This window comes from Vibrio sp. NH-7, assembly GCF_053643215.1.
This window is the reverse complement of record NZ_CM132188.1, coordinates 1205314-1223032: the sequence shown is the minus strand read 5'-3', so window position 1 is coordinate 1223032 and position 17719 is coordinate 1205314. Positions and strand designations below refer to the sequence as shown.

At 47.3% G+C, this 17719-nt stretch carries 14 protein-coding genes; 3 read left to right on the top strand and 11 right to left on the bottom strand.

What is annotated here, in order from left to right; genetic code table 11:
• Positions 1 to 102 precede the first annotated feature (102 nt).
• The 4 genes from ACUALS_RS19880 to ACUALS_RS19865 form a co-directional block, all read right to left on the bottom strand.
• The gene (locus ACUALS_RS19880) at positions 103 to 588 is read right to left on the bottom strand and encodes an acyl-CoA thioesterase (protein WP_005469896.1); all 486 of its coding nucleotides are present in this window, start codon (positions 586 to 588) and stop codon (positions 103 to 105) included.
• Positions 589 to 774: 186 nt separating this feature from the next.
• Entirely contained in the window at positions 775 to 1941 is a 1167-nt protein-coding gene (locus ACUALS_RS19875) for an alpha/beta hydrolase (protein ID WP_454450054.1), read from the bottom strand.
• 31 nt (positions 1942 to 1972) lie between these two features.
• Positions 1973 to 2185, bottom strand: a complete 213-nt coding sequence (locus ACUALS_RS19870; protein WP_005469857.1) for a hypothetical protein — start codon at positions 2183 to 2185, stop codon at positions 1973 to 1975.
• Positions 2186 to 2368: 183 nt separating this feature from the next.
• Positions 2369 to 3805 (bottom strand): glyceraldehyde-3-phosphate dehydrogenase, encoded by a 1437-nt coding sequence (locus tag ACUALS_RS19865; RefSeq protein WP_005469781.1) that lies wholly within the window; start codon positions 3803 to 3805, stop codon positions 2369 to 2371.
• 698 nt (positions 3806 to 4503) lie between these two features.
• Between ACUALS_RS19865 and ACUALS_RS19860 the strand changes: the two genes are divergently transcribed.
• The gene (locus ACUALS_RS19860; protein WP_454449492.1) at positions 4504 to 7140 is read left to right on the top strand and encodes an ATP-binding protein; all 2637 of its coding nucleotides are present in this window, start codon (positions 4504 to 4506) and stop codon (positions 7138 to 7140) included.
• On the opposite strand, the gene ACUALS_RS19855 is transcribed toward ACUALS_RS19860, so the two are convergent.
• From ACUALS_RS19855 to ACUALS_RS19835, 5 genes are all read right to left on the bottom strand, one after another.
• Entirely contained in the window at positions 7123 to 7575 is a 453-nt protein-coding gene (locus tag ACUALS_RS19855; protein ID WP_038134952.1) for a dCMP deaminase family protein, read from the bottom strand. The genes ACUALS_RS19860 and ACUALS_RS19855 overlap by 18 nt on opposite strands.
• 1142 nt (positions 7576 to 8717) lie before the next feature.
• Complete coding sequence (locus tag ACUALS_RS19850) at positions 8718 to 10064, bottom strand: magnesium transporter (protein ID WP_038212653.1); 1347 nt, start codon at positions 10062 to 10064, stop codon at positions 8718 to 8720.
• An 80-nt stretch (positions 10065 to 10144) separates the two neighbouring features.
• Positions 10145 to 11458 (bottom strand): ABC1 kinase family protein, encoded by a 1314-nt coding sequence (locus ACUALS_RS19845; RefSeq protein WP_454449491.1) that lies wholly within the window; start codon positions 11456 to 11458, stop codon positions 10145 to 10147.
• A 113-nt stretch (positions 11459 to 11571) separates the two neighbouring features.
• Complete coding sequence (locus ACUALS_RS19840) at positions 11572 to 12795, bottom strand: HlyD family secretion protein (protein WP_454449490.1); 1224 nt, start codon at positions 12793 to 12795, stop codon at positions 11572 to 11574.
• Complete coding sequence (locus ACUALS_RS19835) at positions 12795 to 13118, bottom strand: MFS transporter (protein WP_454449489.1); 324 nt, start codon at positions 13116 to 13118, stop codon at positions 12795 to 12797. The genes ACUALS_RS19840 and ACUALS_RS19835 overlap by 1 nt, the downstream gene beginning before the upstream one ends.
• Before the next feature lie 106 nt (positions 13119 to 13224).
• Here ACUALS_RS19835 and ACUALS_RS19830 point away from each other — a divergent pair, with 106 nt between their 5' ends.
• A complete protein-coding gene (locus ACUALS_RS19830; protein WP_454449488.1) occupies positions 13225 to 14232 on the top strand; it encodes an AraC family transcriptional regulator ligand-binding domain-containing protein in 1008 nt (335 codons plus the stop codon).
• Between the two features lie 13 nt (positions 14233 to 14245).
• Here the strand turns inward: ACUALS_RS19830 and ACUALS_RS19825 are convergent, their stop codons facing one another.
• Positions 14246 to 14902, bottom strand: coding sequence for a pyridoxamine 5'-phosphate oxidase family protein (locus ACUALS_RS19825; protein ID WP_331402461.1), 657 nt, complete (start codon positions 14900 to 14902; stop codon positions 14246 to 14248).
• Between the two features lie 96 nt (positions 14903 to 14998).
• Between ACUALS_RS19825 and pdxR the strand changes: the two genes are divergently transcribed.
• Complete coding sequence (gene pdxR / locus ACUALS_RS19820; protein WP_419723735.1) at positions 14999 to 16453, top strand: MocR-like pyridoxine biosynthesis transcription factor PdxR; 1455 nt, start codon at positions 14999 to 15001, stop codon at positions 16451 to 16453.
• On the opposite strand, the gene yjeH is transcribed toward pdxR, so the two are convergent.
• Positions 16450 to 17715, bottom strand: a complete 1266-nt coding sequence (gene yjeH / locus ACUALS_RS19815; protein ID WP_454449487.1) for an L-methionine/branched-chain amino acid transporter — start codon at positions 17713 to 17715, stop codon at positions 16450 to 16452. The two genes, pdxR and yjeH, sit on opposite strands and share 4 nt — an antisense overlap.
• Positions 17716 to 17719: the final 4 nt, after the last annotated feature.

The window sequence follows — 17719 nt, the reverse complement described above, 5'->3', positions numbered from 1 at the left end:
ATTACGTGACAGTGTGAGGTTGGGGGAAAGAGAGGAGTCGGTAATCGTGGCTTGATGAAGTGCAAAAAGTGGCGCGCTTGGCCCCACTTTTGCTTTAGATGCTTATTTTAAATACTTAACATGCGCTTCCATCTCTTCACCGATCTGCTTACGCATATTCATTAGGCGAATGGCGGAGTCTCTTAACTCAATGTCTTCTTCAGTGTGTGGAACCCACTCTGGTACATCGGTTGGTTTTCCATGTTCATCAACCGCTACCATGATCACGATGCAGTGTGTCGTGAGGCGGTTTTTCAATTCTTTAGGGTCACTGGCTTGAACATCAATCGCAATATGCATTGAGCTTCGTCCGGTATAAATGACCTTGGCGCTGACCTCGACCAAGTTGCCAACATGGATAGGTTGAACAAAGCGGATTCCCCCTGCATAGGCAGTAATGCAGTATTTGCCACTCCACGCTGCTGCATTGGCATAGGCAGCTAAATCGATCCATTTCATGACGGCGCCACCATGGACTTTGCCACCAAAGTTTACATCACCAGGTTCGGCTAAAAAACGTAGCGTAATATCTCGTTGACCGGTACTCATCTGTCAATCCTTCGTGCTTTCAGTGTTATTGTTATTGGCTGTCGTTCTTAAATAACAAAGCTGTTACTTACGTGCAACCTATATTCGAGTGTAGCTTGGATTTATTGATATTTAGTGTGGGTATCGGTAGATAAGCGAGTGTCGCGGCGTAAAACAAAGCCCAGCATCTTACTGGGCTTAAAAGCGCTAAGATTGGCGTTGGCCAGACATTACCTTGTCCATTATCGCCATACTCTGCTCGAAATAGGGGTTATAGGTGAGTCGAGCATGGGTTTTCCCGGGTTCAACGTACCCCCAAGCAGAAAACCAAATGTCTTCTCCTTGCGCGCATGAGTTCAATGTCTCTTCTGGTTGACCGTTACTGCAGATCAAGTTGCTCCCACCAACGCCATAATTTGGGTTTGTGGGTGAAAAGAGTAACCCCATGTGAGAGCCATTGGAGATACGCTGTTCGGGTATCCTCATACTGAACCGAGTCGAGCGCGGCTCACTGAGATCGTGCTCGCCTTGCCACACAATATGGTTTGCTGCGTTTGGCATCTTTTCACTAAAGGTTGAGACCGCGTATTCGGTATCGATCACTTTGTCCCCCTCACTGAGTAACATGAAGACGGGGCGAGAGTAATTTGCGGCTTCCAGTTGTTCTCTGACGATGGCGGAAGTCTGGTAATAAATGGCCGCCGCGTTCATCGGCAGAGAGTTGTAACGTAGCGGATTATCCTCTGGGTCTTGGTCTGCCCACGTAATAAAGTGGCTAGCAAGTTCTGCAAATTTCACCACCCCTGAACCCGGTTCCAGAGCCGGAGAAAAGAGCAACAGCCCTTGAATAGACTCATCGGATAGCGCTGCAGAAGTCGCCAGATTTGCCCCTGTAGAGTAGCCACCTAGCCACAGTTGAGCCGTTTCTTGCTTGAGTAATTTAATGTGATGATTGACGACTCCCTGCCAGTCTTGCAAGGTTGGAAGTTGTAAATCTCCCACTTTACTGGCGTGACCAGGAAGGAGTATTGTTCTGACCAAGTACCCTTGCTCGGCAAGGTGTGTCGCGATATCGTGAAAAGAGTACGGAGAGTCTCCCAGCCCGTGCACCAAAAGCACACCTTGACCGTTTGGTTGAGCGGGGCGATATTCGTGGGGCAATACACTTGCTAGCTCGGCTTGTTTGTCTTCGGTGATGAACAGGCGATGTTGCTCTAGCCAACTCTTTGTTTCGGCGACGTATTGGGCAAAGCTATCTTGGCTATAGTCTGGCAACGCAGCAGCCTTTTCATAGGCAGGGTCTTCGACTGGTGCACTGCAGCCGACAATCAATGCGGTTATTGTTGCGGCAAGGTAAAATGCGAAAGCAGGCATCTTTCGCGTTGTGTATTCGGTTTGTTCTTGTTTACTTTGTGACTTCTTCATACTCGCCTTCAAGCACGCGTTCTTTGTCCTGTTTTACGTCTCTAAAATTAAAGTGGTTCGCTTTTAACGACTTCTCTAACTTTTTGCCTGTGATAAGCGCGGCAATCGTCAATGGGATGGCTAAGATTAGGCCAAACAGAATGGTAAATATGCCAATAAACAAGGCGAACACATTGGTGAGAATTCTATTCATATTGGATACCTCTTCTAATTAGATAACCAGAATAAGACGGCGTAAATGAATGAAACATGAACAAGGCGTAAAAAAGCCACCATCGTTAAACGAAGGTGGCAAATACGGGGGATTATTATACGTTATAGTGTTGTGGAGTTTTGCCCCGAGCAATGCACGAGGCGATATCCATTTATAGGCAGATTATTTTGTTGGGAACGTTTTGTAACGAACGCCCATCATCTGCTCCATACAATGAACAACTTGGCAGCTGTAGCCAAATTCGTTGTCATACCAAATGTAAAGCACGCAGCGGTTGTCTTGAGCGATGGTCGCCGCACCGTCGACAACGCCTGCAAAGCGTGAACCTACAAGGTCAGTTGAAACGATCTCGGTAGACTCTGTGTAGTCGATTTGCGCTGATAGCTCAGACGTTAATGCCATTTCACGCAAGTAAGCGTTGAGCTCTTCTTTGTCGGTGCCTTTGTCTAGGTTTAGGTTAGCAATTGCCATAGACACGTTTGGCGTCGGGACGCGAATCGCATTACCTGTTAGCTTACCTGCCAACTCTGGGAGTGCTTTTGCGACGGCTTTAGCAGCACCTGTCTCTGTAAGAACCATGTTCAGTGAAGCACTGCGTCCGCGACGTTCGCCTGAGTGGAAGTTATCAATTAGGTTTTGGTCGTTGGTAAACGAGTGTACCGTTTCGATATGGCCTGAAAGCACGCCGTACTTATCATTGACTGCTTTTAAGATTGGGGTAATCGCGTTTGTGGTGCAGCTCGCCGCAGAAACGATGGTGTCTTCTGCTTGGATCACCTTGTCGTTCACACCAAATACAACGTTCTTGATGTCACCTTTGCCTGGCGCGGTAAGAAGAACTTTCTCTGCACCGTTACAAGCTAGGTGCTGACTTAAACCTTCAGCATCACGCCATACACCCGTATTGTCGACAACAAGCGCATTTTTAATACCAAAAGTTGTGTAATCAACGTCTTCTGGTTTGTTCGCGTAGATGAACTGAATGTAGTTACCGTTAGCGATGATCGCTTTGCGTTCTTCATCAACAACAATGCTACCGTTGAACTGTCCGTGGACTGAGTCGCGGCGCAGTAGACTAGCACGTTTCTCTAGGTCACCTTTTTTACCACCACGTACTACAACAGCGCGCAATCTAAGTGGGTAACCTGGGCCACTTTTCTCTACCAACAGGCGAGTAAGAAGACGGCCAATACGACCAAAGCCATATAGCACAACATCACGAGGTTCTGAGACGGTTTTGCCGTCCATTGCACCCATCAAAGAGGTGTGTAAAAAGTCTTTCACACCATGAGCGTCGTCGCGGCCTTGCCAGAATTGGTGAGCCAGCTGCCCTACATCAATACGACATGGAGACAGCTCCATTTCTGACAAGGCTTTGATTAGAGGAAGAGTCTGTTCTGGGGTGAGAGGCGTGCCGGTGTAACGGCGTGCGAGGCGGTGCGATTTAATAATATCAATGGTCGCTGCGTTGACGAGTGTTTTACCGAAAAGTAACACTTCTACGCCTTTTTGACGGTAAAGCTGACCAAGTAGGGGAGAAATTGATTCCGCAATCGTTTGGCTTGTTTGCCACTCTAAAAGATGTTTCTCTGGACTCATGTTTCGTTTGGACCTTTCACGTTTTGGGGGCTGACTCTACTTTGCTTGTAGGGGAGCGAGTAGAGATGGTTGCAGTGTTTGAATTTTGTAATTTTTATGCGGCAGGATTGTAATGCTTAACATCTTATTCTGCTAGCAAAATTAATGGCAGGCGATATTACTGTTTTTGCGGGGTGTTTTGGGAATTAACAGAAGATTTCTCAGTGGTTATGCTTATTGACAATTTCAAATCTTGATAGTTATTTCGTGAAGAAAAATACCAGTAGCACATAAATAGTGTAACGCTTAATCTTGTGTTTGTTTAATTCTGTGATCTTAAGTGTCTTATCAACGCTAAATGTAAACAAAACAGGCCAAATTGAGGGTTAGACTTTCGCGGTGCTGTGTCCTTGCATCAGTGGCTCGCGTCAAGGCTGGCAGAGATCACCTTTTCATATCCTAGATTTGCGATTGTATGATTCATCTACTCAGGTTAGTCGATAATAGTGCGCTTGTTTCATTGGTTTATTACGCTGCGTATGCTCGCAATCGTATCGTCGACTCTAAGTTTTAACCGTTTCGTTGCTTGTTTTCATTCAATACATTGAAAACTTAGCGCTATCTCGTCAGCAAATTCTCCCAATAGTGTGAATACCATTGAATAACCTTCTACAATTGAATTTCTAGATTGCTCATTTGATTCAAGGACTGAAATCAAAATGCTTTTGACAAGAATGTCTATAAAAAGTCGACTGCTGATCCTGTGCTTACTTCCAACCATTGTGATTGTTTTACTCAGTGCTAATCAGGTTCATCAGATACAAGAGCGACTTGAAAGCTATCAGGTCATCAGTGAAAAAAATGCATCCATTAATCTCTTGATGGAGTATTCACATCATAGCTATGCAGCCTTGTCTAAGCAGTTGAGTGGCCAAGATGGGCAAACGTCGATTGCACTCGCACAGAGCTCTTTAGATCTCTTACTCGCCAAACAAAACAAACAAAACAAGATGCTGTCGAATAAGGCGGAACGGGAGGTGTCGTCAAGCTATGTGGTGGAACTGCATCAGTTGATTACAGAGTTAAATCAAGCAAGTCCACAGCAAACCGTGGAACTTGGTCGCCTGATCTATGACATCTTATACGACCTCTATTCCAGCATTCTATTTACTGAAGGTGCTCATTTTAATAGCCGAGTACACCAGCTTGATATCATTCTCAGTGACCTCAGTTGGCTTCATTTTTGGATGGAGAGAGAGGCGTGGTTGGTTAAGGAAGTCGAAACAGAAGGCTGGCCTTACGCCGACTTTGCGCCGGAGTACTTTCGCATCAGCGAGCGCCAACAGTATTATTTAGATAAATTCATCAGCCTGGGTGCGGACACTCAACAGTTCCAAGGGCTGCTACAAAGCTTTACGAGCCCAGACTTTCAGCAAGGTGCGTTTGTCAAAGAGCAGCTCCTCTACAATCGCTTTTCACAGCAAGAGGTTCAGCAGGCTGTTCTGATCGTAGAGAAACGAAACCAACTTCTTGAAAAACAACTCATCACCTATTCTAGGCAACTTCAGCAAGAACTTATTGATGAAATAGAAACCAATCAATACACCATGTGGGGTATCGCGAGCGCTGGAATAGCGGTTTTCTTTCTCCTCTTTGCGTGGGGAGCCAGTACCTTATATCGGATCAATTCTAAACTCACCCGCATTTTAACGGTGATGAGTAATATGCGAGACAGCGGACATGTTGATCAAATACCTATCGATGGGAATGATGAATTTACTCGTTTCGCCCATGAATTGAATGACACTATTTCGCGGCAAAAAGCGTATCAAACCAAACTCGTTGAAGCCAAGGAACACGCAGAAGCGGCCAATCAGGCAAAAAGTGTGTTTTTGGCCAACATGTCCCATGAGATCCGAACGCCACTGAACGGCATTATCGGCATGACAGAAATCCTTTCAGATAGCCAGTTAAACGGCAGTCAGAAAGAGATCCTTAATGATATTGATGCGTCGTCTCATGCCTTGTTGGTGTTGATCAATGACATACTTGACCTCTCTAAAATTGAATCGGGTAATTTGGTCTTGTCACCGCACACTGCAAACTTGCGTGAGATCATTTTTGACACCATGAATATGGTTAATGCTCAGGCGCTCAAGCAGGAAGTCACGTTAGAAGTGGAGTTTGCTGATGATGTGCCTGTGTATGCGGAAATGGATGAATTTCGCGTCAAACAGATTCTGATGAATTTGTTGAGCAATGCGATCAAATTCAGTGCGAATGGTTCTGTTTTGGTTCGACACTCGATTGATACGCAGCACCGCTTAAACATCGAGGTATTGGATACCGGTGTCGGCATTGCCGCAGATAAACTAAGCGATATCTTCAAACCGTTCACGCAAGAAGATGGCACCATTACTCGTCGTTTTGGTGGCACGGGTCTTGGGCTGGCCATTTGTCGTCAATTGGTTGAATTGATGCGTGGTGAGCTGGTGGTTGAATCTCGTGTTGGCGAGGGCAGTCGATTTACCGTTATTCTGCCGTTAGTGAAACCACAGCGGTCACCGGCTCCAGTATGTTACGATCTTAAAGTCCTGTTCATTTCCAATCAAGCCACTCACCAGCAGCTTGCATATAAAGAATGTGTGCGCTTGTGTAGCAGTGTCACGCAGAGTGAAAACTGTCAGCAAGTGACGGATCTATCTGATGATTTTGACCTTGTGGTGTATTGTTTAGCGCGTCATTCAAAGTCCCGACAAGACTTAGCTAAGTTAAGAGCGCAGTTTACGTCTGCGGACATTATCGGCCTTCAGCATCATTTGTACATTGAGCCCGATCTCGAAGGGCTGCTTGTCGCGCAAGTGACACTACCGATTTTAGGTAAACGGTTTGAAAATGTACTGAGTCAATGTCAAAACGACTCTCGATTTCGCATCGCTCGGCAGGTCCCGCCGCCCATGCCAGACACCGGGGATGTTAAGCGGGTACTGATTGTTGAAGACAACTTAATGAACCAGAAAATAGCCAGTTTTTTTCTTAGTAAGGTAGGGATTGAGTTTGCAATAGCCAGTAACGGTTTAGAGGCATTAAATCTCGTCAAAAGTGGCCAAGAGTATTGCGCGGTGTTAATGGACTGCATGATGCCGATTATGGATGGATTAACGGCCACGAAAGAGATTCGTAACTGGGAACGGGAAAATCAAAAAGCGCCGGTGCCAATTATCGCACTCACCGCCAGCGTGTTGCCTGAGGAGATTCAGAGCTGCTTTGATGCGGGTATGGACGCGTATCTTCCTAAGCCCTATAAATCAAAGCAGCTTTTTGACATCTTTGAGAAACTAAGCGTCACCTTCTAGATCACTTAAAGGTAACCAGTTTACTTTAACCCCAGCTTGCAAAAACATTTCTTGGCTAACCTTGATTTTGTCTCCCCATCGAGAGAGGAAATCTGGGGTTTGCTCAGGACAGTGGACCGCAGAGATGCCTGTTTGAATAATCTTAGCCGCACAGTTTGGGCAGGGAAAATGGGTAACCCAAATCTCGCAGCCGTCCAAATCGCGCTTTGCAAATAGAATGGCGTTCTCTTCTGCATGGAGAGTCTTGAGGTATTTCATCTCTCTATCGTCTGTCATTGCACTGTCTGAAATGCCATGTGGATAGCCATTAAAGCCAACGGAAACAATACGATTTTGTTTAGTAATGACCGCGCCAACTTGTGTTGAGGGGTCTTTACTCCAAGAGCCAACAAGTTCCGCCATTTGGTAAAAGCGTTGTGCCCATTTCGATATCATTAAGTTTGTCCTCTGGAGATGACCTCTTATCCAATCGAGGTTGAATAAGAAAAAGATTAATGTGATAGAGATCGGCTAATAATATCCTAATTTATTCCGCTTTAGTCCAGAAAATGCGTATTGATTCTCTCGACGGCGGGCGTTTGCAACGATATTAGACGATCTGGATCACACATAGCTAAGTGTGCTCAAACTTCAGAATATGACGTATTGCCCGCTTTCTTGTGCGAGATCTCTTACAAAGGCGTGAGCGTAAAGCGGAATCTAGCCTGAGAAAATCTCTAAAACAATCCTTAAGTATCTGTTTTATATGTTTTTGTTTGGTTTTTGTTCAGTTTTGATAGGGGGATTTTCTCCAATATTTGATTGTTTAATTTGGTCGATTGCTTAATCTTAAGTTGTCAGCAGGGAGCAGACACGGAACAGGAAAGACCCAAGGATAGGTCATCTTCAGGACGAAGATTCGATTATTCAGGATGAATGGTCGGCAAGGAAAGCGAAGGACATTGGCTGGACGCTAGTAACTAGGATGGTTACACAAGGAAAGACAATGGACGCTTAACGGACTAAGGCAATGCTATCAGGAAGATAGAACAGGGACACCGCTTAAGGATTAAGTGATGTGAGTTAACTAGGAAAGTTAACGGGCTGGATTGCCAAGGACACCGCTAGGATGGCGATGATAAGGAAAGTGCTGAAGGATTCAGCGTGCTATCAAGGAATAGATGCAGGGAGCACCTATTAGTAGCCGGATTGCTGCGAGTAAGATTAGACCCCACTAGGCGAAAGCTTAGTGGGGTTTTCTTTTTTCTGCTTTTCTCATCGAGATCCCCCACGCAACAATTCTTTGCCTACCATTGTTGAAGATAAAAAGTTGAAGATAAAAAAAAGCCAACCTCAATAAGTGAGATTGGCTGATATAAGTGTGAACAATTGAGTTCACTAACAACGTCAGTTGGCTAGGTGACCCTCGGCTTAAAAAGGGTCACGAATACTATTGCAGTATATGTGCCAACTTTTATAGCGCTTAATTGCGCTATTTTTAGCCAAAATAAGCGTTTTTTTCGTTTTCCTTTGCAATATGAAAATGCAAAATGCAACTAACCATACATTTGCTAATGATATATTTAATAGCTATATGATTACAGCATAACCAAACTTGCGGTGCCTAAGAAGGCGAAAAAGCCCACAACATCCGTAACCGTCGTCAATACCACCGAGCCTGCGAGGGCAGGATCGAGTTTCAGCTTATCCAACGCAATTGGGATTAACACGCCAAATAGCGCTGCGGTAATGATATTGACGATTATCGCCAGTGCGATAGTGGCGCCGAGTATCGTCGATTGAAACCAAAGCCCAGCCATCGCACCAATAATTAGCGCCCACAGCAAGCCGTTTATCGAACCAATTCCAATCTCATTTTTAAGCAGCGCCCAGCGGTTACCTGGCGTAATTTGGTTTAACGCCATCGCACGAATCATCAGAGTCAGCGTTTGGCTACCCGCAATGCCTCCCATAGACGCGACAATCGGCATCAATACGGCTAACGCGACCACTTGGGCAATCACATCTTCAAACAATCCAATGGTCACAGAAGCCAAAATCGCGGTCATTAGGTTAATCCCCAACCACACGCCACGTTTTTGTGAGCTTTTCATCACTGGCGCAAACAGGTCATCGCCTTCGTCCATACCGGTACCCGCCATCAAGCGAGATTCGTAGATTTCTCTTTGGGTACTTAACGCAAACTGCCAATCAATTTCGCCAACCAGCATTTGAGTCTCATCCGTGACGGGCATGGCGGAAACCGACGAGTGCTCCAGCGCTTCAATGGTTTCTGCTAGTGAGAGTTTCGCATCCAGTGTAACCGCGTTTTCTATGGCGATGTTTTTAAGACGCTCGGTCGGTTGTGCGCGAAGTAGATCAATATAATTGACAACCCCACGGAACTGCTTACGTTTGTTGATTAAATAGATCTGTTGCGGCGCGTCGTAGCTGTATCGCTCCATCAAGATGTTGGCTTTCTCAACCGATATATTGAACGGTAGGGTGACGACTTTTCGCTCTGCCCATCGACCGAGTTCATCATCTTCGTACTCATTGGCTTGGTCGTAGAGCTCAAGCTCATCTTTTTCAATTAGAGATAAGGCTTCGTTGATGATCTCTTCTGGGAGAGAATCCGCCCACTCGATTAAGGAGAGGTTATCTAGCTTTGCAAGCGTTAGCTTTAGCTCGATTTCCGACAGCTCTTCAATGATCGAGTAGCGTACTTCCGCACGCGCTTCAGTAAGGACCTCAATATGTAGTTCTAAAGGCAGGCTTCGCCAAAGACGGACACGCTCGTCTATGGGAAAAGCTTCAAGAATGAGGGCGACTGCACCGGGTTCTAATCCGTCTTCGATAGAGTCATTTAAAATAGCAACTTGTTCACCGTCTTCCGCTTGAACAATTTGTTCGATGAGTACGGAGAGGTCTTGCAATTGGCTCACTGAGTACCTCGAATATCAATGTAATAGAAACTGATGATCAAGGTACTCTAAAGTGGAAGAAAAACAATCCCCTAAGGTGGCTAAGTGTCTAGATAGGGCGTGACAAGTTGATGAATGTTGACTTTCGCGCCAATCCTTGCTGCAAGAAGGTACAAACCACCGATTTTTCGATGTAGGAACAGAGCATCTGCGGGAGGGGTGTGCCAGTAGTCTTGCTCCATACTCAACACCGAGCCGGCTTGCCGCAATCGCGTGGCTAAGTCACTGCGTTTAAAGTCGTACGCCTCGTCAACCAACATAGGTTCACACGCCATGTTGACCAAGTTGAGAATCGCACTGCGTTGCTCGGGCAAGATGCCTTGGCTAAAAAAGCCGATTTGCTCGAGTGCGCTGTTTAACCCAGTTTCATCTTGATTAAGGGCTGCACGAAACGCTTGCCGATAGCCGGAGCTGAATCGCTCGCTATATTCACGCGTTGCGCCAAAATCCAGAAGCCCGATTTGCTCTGTGTTTCGCATGAAGAGATAGTTGGCAAAATTGGGATCGGTTTGAACCATTTTGAACTCGAACAGTTCTTTAAACAGAAGGTCGAGCAAGTTTGTCATGGCGCGGTCTCGCACTGCTTCAGGCTCGTTGACTAGAGTCTCAATGGGCTCGCCTTCAAGGTATTCCATTGCAAGGACAGATTCTGAGCTTATCTGCGAATATACTTTCGGCACGACAAAGTGGGGGGAGTCTTTCAATGCATCCTGATAGCGATGGGCAAACTCCGCCTCTCTGACGTAGTTTGCTTCATCATGAAGTTGCCACTTCGCTTCTTCCAGCAATCCTTTGTAATCCACAGAGTCGGGGATCAGTCCAACCATTTTTAGCAAGGTTCCGACGTTGTCTACATCGCTGTCGATGCTTTTGCGCACGCCAGGGTACTGAACTTTTATCGCAATGTTATCGCCATCATCACTGTACGCTTGGTGGACCTGACCAATCGACGCACTCGCGATGGGCTTAAAATTGAAGGCGAGGAACTGAGATTTCCACTCTGCTCCTAGCGCGTCCGCGAGCGTTTGGCTCAACTGCTTTGAAGGCATTGGGTCGGCGTCGGAACGCAATTTAGCCAAGATTTCAGCGAGCTCTGGCTCAAGAATATCACCCGCATCCATTGATAGCATTTGGCCCATTTTCATCGCAGCGCCCCGAAGATGCGCCAATTGTTGAGTTAGGCGGTGAATGTTTTTTGGCGTGAGCAGGAGATCGCGCACATTCGGTTTATTGCCTTGAGCGATTTGCTTGGTGCCTTCGGCAATCACGTTTCCGGTCACCCGTGTTGCCAATGAGGCAAATTTACTGAACCTAGAGATGCGATGAGTAGGAAGGCTGCGTTCCTTAGTCGACATGAACTTCTCCCGCTGAGTTAGTTGATTAAATCTCCTTGTTTATACGGTAGAAAAACGCATTTGGACACAATAAGAATGAGAAACCGCTCATTTCTGAGCGGTTCTGGTGATCCTTAAATGGAATAGAAGAAGTACAGCTGCGATTTCATCCGGATGATGATTCCACGTATGGCATCAAGAAAAGCCATAAACCCAATGGGTTTTTCTCCACTTACCCATGCGAGCCCGACGGACCCGACAGGGATATCGTACCCCTCTGGTTCTTCGATTTTAAGCCTCACGAAATGGTGCTTGTTTTGGAGGTTCTGTCCGGTTGTTTTTCGCACCGATTGATCCAAACCCAGCAAGTTGCTTTGAGCTTCCCCGGTGCCTTCGACAATGCCTTCAACCTCTGCGGAAAAGATCTTTCCCGGGTAAACGGACGAAGCAAATTCTGCGACTTGGCCTGGTTTCACGTTTCGAATCGATTGATGGTTAACGCGCATCAGAACGTATTTTTCTTCGGTGTACATTTGTAGGCGAGGCATCATGGAAACGCGCTGCCCCTCACGTAGAATGAAGTTAGTCACAAACCCATCTGCTGGCGCGCGAACCAGAGTACTGTCGAGATCCCATTTCGCTTTCGCGAGTTGCTCTTGCGCTTTTTGCCAGTCGGCGTGTTTGGCTTTGACCGCGAGTGTCGCTTTGCTTATCGCCAGCTTCGCTTTATCCGTTTCCACTTGCTTGGTTTGCAGTTGAGATTCAATGGTTTCGATATTGAGCTTCGCTTTCGCAACTAAGGTTTCTTGTTTGTCGATGTCACTGGCGGTAATGGTGTTTTCGACGACGCGATTTTGCTCTTTGTAGCGTTTAAGCATCTTTTGTTGTAGTTCATAGTCGACTTTAGCCATTTCAAGCTGGCGCTCTGTGGTGGTTAAGTCTTGCTGCATTGAGGCGTAGGTCGCCTTGGCAATAGCTACATCTTCTTGAGCGACCTCTTTCGCCACGCTGGTGGCTTCTTCCGTTACCTTGGCTTGATTATAGGCGATTTGATACTGGGTATCGTCAAGGCGGTAGATCGCTTGTCCTTTTTTAACCGACTGATTGGGTTTAATAAATATTTCTTCGACTTTGCCAGTAACGTTGGCAGAGTCAGGACGAAGCTGAATATGAGGTGATTGAACCACCGAACCGCCGGATAAGTCCATCGGGGTGAAATTGATCAGTCCAACCCAGACAAACATTAGCCAAGACGCGCCCCCGAGGTAAGCGAACCCTTGAGTGAATTTGTTCCAAGGCATTCCCACTAGGCGAAGTAAGTAGATAAATAATGCCCAAACGGCCAAGCCTTCTAACATTATGCTTCCTCGTGTTGTGTTTCAGTTTTTGGTGCATGTCGCCACGTGTCGCGAAGGTTAACGATCGCTTTTTCCATATCGACAAAGGCAAGAATCACGGCGATAACCCAAACCCAATGCCACAAGAAACCGATCCATGTGAGGGCGGTGATTAAGCCTATTTGATGGTGATTCTTACTGTGCGCTTTGTTGATGGGCAGTTCATGAAACTTCCAAAAGCCAACGATCGCGGCGCCAACGCTGGCGATAAGGACAAAAGCGGCAACAACATGAAGTGCAGTGTCTGCGCCAGTGCCGACAAAAGGAACGCTTAACAAACTCATTGAGGTCTCCAATCATTCTGAGAGCCGCCAGTGTGTTTGAGATTTGCCTACATCGATTTTTTGTGACAGATTAAATCACAACTTAGTGATTTATGATGTAATCAGTATGAATCAAGTTCGATTTATTCGTGCGCTTGGCATCAAGCAGCTCCACTTACTCGCGAAGCATCGCTATGGCATTAGGCAAGGTGGGCTTTATATTCCTGAAAGCGCGTTAGAGAACCCAATGACGTTGCTCCCCTTGTCAGAGGTCAACCGTTGGTATGAAAAGCTCGAAGAGCAGAGTGAAAACAGCGATGTGATTTTGGAGTTAAGTCGAGAAATAGACCTCAGCAAACTTGGCGCTATCTCTCGTTGGTTTTTGTCCGGCTACGATCTTGCCTCAACCATTCGTCGCATCAACCACGGGCTTAGCTCACTTCAATCTGGTGCCTATCTGTCTGGGGCGCAAAGTGGTGCGATCTTAAAATGGATCTACCACAACCCATACATTGAGCCGCAGTGTAAGATTCACGACAGTATTCGAGTGGCGGTCTTTATGACGAAGATCCTACGTAGCTATCTCGGAGAGGACTTTACGCCAATGCGAGTTCTGGTGTCGGGAACGCGTAAAAACCGCGAAAAATATGAAGCGTATTTCGGCTGTCCTGTGGAGTGGAGCCATTGTAAAACCGAGATGTGGTTTCACTCTGATTTACGCTTAGCGACACAACAGAAAAACTTGTTCCCTCAGCAACGTTTAGCGATGAACTTCTCTGATTTGGATGAGTTCCTGAATATGCCGGAACCGGACGATGAGGTGAAGGTGATCTATGAGGTCATTAATTACAGTCGTCATTACGGGCTGCCGACCTTGGAACGAGTCTCGGGTTTACTGGGGCTTTCTACTCAGCAGTTTCAGCGCAAGCTGCATGGATTTGGAATGAACTTTACGACAGTGATGGGGTATGTGCTGAGTAATACCGCGGTGAAGTTGCTCAGCCGCGGTTTGTCGCCTGACGAAGTCGCGTCACATTTGGGCTATCAAAACAGCGCCAGTTTCAATCGCATGTTTAAAAAGAATCGCGGTTTGACGCCCAAACAGTATGTGCAGCACTTTCAAGATCTTTTTTAGTCCGACTAGCCTTCTATGAACGGTGCCAGCGGTCTCCATAAGCCGCGCTGTAGTCGGGCTCTGGCAGGTCGCTGAGCCCGTCTGCTGGCTCAAGCGGCCCGACGACGGTGCGATAGGGCAGGACGCCCGCCCAAACAGGTCGCTCCAAATCACTTTTATCATCATTCACGCCTGAGCAACTTATTTTCACCGAGGCTTCCGTGAGAGGAATACGAAGCACCATGGTCGCCGCGAGTTCTTTATCGCTACTGAGTCGAACGTGATCGGTTCGACCAGGTGCGATGTGCTCGATAAAGTGGTTTAGCACCTGATCCTTTTCCTGCTTGTCTTCAACGCGTTCGAAGGAGCCAAAAACCACGGCTGAGCGATAGTGTGCGCTGTGGTGAAAAGCCGATCGAGCAAGCACCCATCCATCAAATAAGGTAAAAGTGAGGCAACTGGGCTCTCCTTTGCTTAGATTGCGCATCAGTCTGCTGTTGTTTGCTCCATGAACGTAGATGTGGCGGTCGACTCGCCATGCCAGCATGGGAATGATCACGGGACCGCTTTCCGTCGTAATGGCAATATGTGCGATCAACGACTCATCTATGATTGCGTCCAGTTGGTCTGGGTCAAAGACAGCTTTGTGCTGTCCTTTGTTGATTTCGGTTCTTTTCGTTGTCGATAGCATCGCAAAACTTCCTTTCTTATTGCTCCATAGGTGATAAGGTATCGTCGAAGTGGTACTTTGATTAGGGCCAGTTTTTTATAATGGGTGGATCCAGTTTTGACGCCGATCGACAGTGGGGATTTAACCCTAAGTTGCAAAAATAGCTCATTGCAACAGCAGCTTTTTCAAGCCATTCGCAGTAAAGTCGTTAGCCATTTGTGGCCGCTTGGAGGCAAGCTGCCATCAACGAGAAAGCTGGCACTCGAGCTCTCTATAAGCCGCAATACGGTGATCGCTGCCTATGAACAACTCGTCGCAGAAGGCTATCTTGAAAGCCGCCCAGGGTCAGGGTTCTTTGTTGCTGTAGAGCTTCCGGAACACTACTTAAATGTGAAGGATAGGAGTCCCAAATCGCCCGCACCTTCTGCGTGCAGAGAGCGGCCATTGTTGAATCAACCATTCTCCCCCGGCATTCCTGATTTGGCGCAGTTTCCAATCGAAAAGTGGCAGCGTTTCTTGCAGCGCCACTCGGGACGCTTGAGTTTGCTTGGTTGCCAAGACGTGCAAGGGAGTATGGCACTGCGCAGCGCGATTGCCGACTACTTAGCGACCAGTCGCAGCGTTTCGTGCTCGCCAAGCCAGATTGTGGTCACTTCGGGCGCTCAACAGGCGTTGTACATTGCAAGTCGAGTGATTTTGCAATCGGGCGATGTACTTTTAATGGAGCAGCCGGGTTATACGCAAATGAGTAAAATTCTCGATTTGAACCGAGTTCAGGTCGAGCCGCTTTGCGTGCGTCAGCATCAAGGGTTTGATTTGCAGCAGGTCTTCTCTAGCCGTGCCAAAGCGCTCTATATCACTCCCAGTAATCAATACCCGATGGGAACGACGTTAAATACAGAGCAGCGTCTAGCGCTCATTCAATGGGCAGTGGTAAGCAAGAGCTGGATTATTGAAGACGACTACGACAGTGAGTTTCAGTTTGCTCATCGTCCCTATACAAGCTTGCAAGGTCTTGCCAGTGATGTGGGAGGCGCGAACCGCGTTATTTACATTGGCTCCTTTAGTAAAGTGATGTTCAACGGACTGAGGCTTGGCTATATGGTGGTCCCTGAATCGACGGTCGAGCAATGCCTAGTGGTCAAAGATGCAATGGGAGGTGATACGCCAACCCATACTCAAGAAGCGCTCGCAGATTTTATTCGTGAGGGCGATTTACTGCGCCACATTCGCAAGATGCGTCGTCTGTATCAACATAAGCATGCGCTGACTTGCCAGTCTATTAACCGCCATTTTTCTCCACAGGTTGAGGTGATCAGCCAAGCGGCAGGGCTGCACGTGACGCTTAGCTGGTTCTGCTCTGTGGACGAAGCGGAGTTTGTCTCGCAGGCCGCGGCAAATGGGCTAGTCATTCGCGCGCTCAGTTACTACGAAGACAGCGCGGTTAAGCAGGGAATAACCCGAGATTGGGGAGGTGTTGTGCTCGGGTTTGGTAACGTAGCGTTGGACGACATAGAGTCAAATATCGCCAAGTTAGCGCGAATATTTGACTCACTAATGGCGAAGGCTTAGTTCGGCTCTATTTGGGTCTCTTTTTTGCCAGCATACTTTTGCCACGGTAAAGAGAGCAGCCCGAGTACGCACAAAGCGTAAAGCATGGACCAACCCAAACAAGCGAAGACGAGCACGCAAAGCAATAAAGATACCGCAGCTAGCCATCGGCCAGCTCCTGTCAGAAGTTTGAACGCAGAGAGCATGGCCAGCAGATACACCAGAACGAAGATGCCATTAGCTAGCTTGAGGAAAAACTCCAAATCGAGTCCTGAGATTTCACCAATCACGCAGGAGATGAGCAGCACGACTGCAATCGCAATCGTCGCATTCGCTGGGACGCCACGAATGGAGAGTCTTGCCAGTGCACTATTTGGGCGATAATCCCTTGCTTGCGCCCAGACCATTCTCGACAAACTTTGTGTATAAAGGTTGACGCTAGCGAAGCAGGCTGCGAATCCAAGTCCACTGATCAACAGTTTAAATTTCTCGCCAAACAGTTGCTCAGACAGCCAAGGTATCGAGGCGCTGTCAAAGCTCGCCGAACCATAGGCGTGGTATTTTAGAATCACGACCGAGCAAGCCCAGTACGTTGCGCCTGCGATAAAACACCCAATCAAGATCGCGATAGGGAAATCACGTTGTGGGTTTTTAAACTCTTCTCCCATATGCGCGAATGCTTCTATACCGACAAAGCACCAAAACATTACACCAAGCGCCGCGCCGATACTCCAGAGGGATTCTTGAGTAAGTTCTGGCATAACCATGTCTGATGTACCAATTGAACCTTGCCACCAAAAGCTCGCGATGAGAGCGAAAATACTCAGCGCGATGACCGTTTGTAACCTTCCAGAGGATTTGGTCCCCGCGAGGTTGACCGCGACAAGCAGACCGACGGCGATAATTTGTGCCACAAGAGAGCTATTGATTGGCTGTGGCAGAAGCTGTTGTAAAAAACCGGCTGCCAAGGCAATCGCAGCGGGAACGCCAACAGGAATCACGCTAACAAACAACCAAGCGACGCTTTTTTCTAACCGCTTATTGAACGCTTGTCTGACAAAGTAGGCAGTGCCGCCTGCATTTGGGTAACGTTTTCCAAGTTGGGCAAACGTTAGGGCGATTGGGCAAATGGCGACAAACAGAATCAACCAAGCCCAGAGAGAAAAGTGGCCAGCAATACCCGCGGCGATGGCAGGCACCATAAATAGACCTGTGCCGAGTAACGTGGTTGAGAGTTGGCCTATGCCAGAGATTAAGGTGATGTCCTTTCTGAGTTCGCTCATTGCA

What these genes read in the sequence shown, in the direction of transcription:
- ACUALS_RS19880 (WP_005469896.1), bottom strand. Translation starts at nt 588, where the DNA reads ATGAGTACCGGTCAACGAGATATTACGCTACGTTTTTTAGCCGAACCT.
- ACUALS_RS19875 (WP_454450054.1), bottom strand. Translation starts at nt 1,941, where the DNA reads ATGCCTGCTTTCGCATTTTACCTTGCCGCAACAATAACCGCATTGATT.
- ACUALS_RS19870 (WP_005469857.1), bottom strand. Translation starts at nt 2,185, where the DNA reads ATGAATAGAATTCTCACCAATGTGTTCGCCTTGTTTATTGGCATATTT.
- ACUALS_RS19865 (WP_005469781.1), bottom strand. Translation starts at nt 3,805, where the DNA reads ATGAGTCCAGAGAAACATCTTTTAGAGTGGCAAACAAGCCAAACGATT.
- ACUALS_RS19860 (WP_454449492.1), top strand. Translation starts at nt 4,504, where the DNA reads ATGCTTTTGACAAGAATGTCTATAAAAAGTCGACTGCTGATCCTGTGC.
- ACUALS_RS19855 (WP_038134952.1), bottom strand. Translation starts at nt 7,575, where the DNA reads ATGATATCGAAATGGGCACAACGCTTTTACCAAATGGCGGAACTTGTT.
- ACUALS_RS19845 (WP_454449491.1), bottom strand. Translation starts at nt 11,458, where the DNA reads ATGTCGACTAAGGAACGCAGCCTTCCTACTCATCGCATCTCTAGGTTC.
- ACUALS_RS19840 (WP_454449490.1), bottom strand. Translation starts at nt 12,795, where the DNA reads ATGTTAGAAGGCTTGGCCGTTTGGGCATTATTTATCTACTTACTTCGC.
- ACUALS_RS19835 (WP_454449489.1), bottom strand. Translation starts at nt 13,118, where the DNA reads ATGAGTTTGTTAAGCGTTCCTTTTGTCGGCACTGGCGCAGACACTGCA.
- ACUALS_RS19830 (WP_454449488.1), top strand. Translation starts at nt 13,225, where the DNA reads ATGAATCAAGTTCGATTTATTCGTGCGCTTGGCATCAAGCAGCTCCAC.
- ACUALS_RS19825 (WP_331402461.1), bottom strand. Translation starts at nt 14,902, where the DNA reads ATGCTATCGACAACGAAAAGAACCGAAATCAACAAAGGACAGCACAAA.
- yjeH (WP_454449487.1), bottom strand. Translation starts at nt 17,715, where the DNA reads ATGAGCGAACTCAGAAAGGACATCACCTTAATCTCTGGCATAGGCCAA.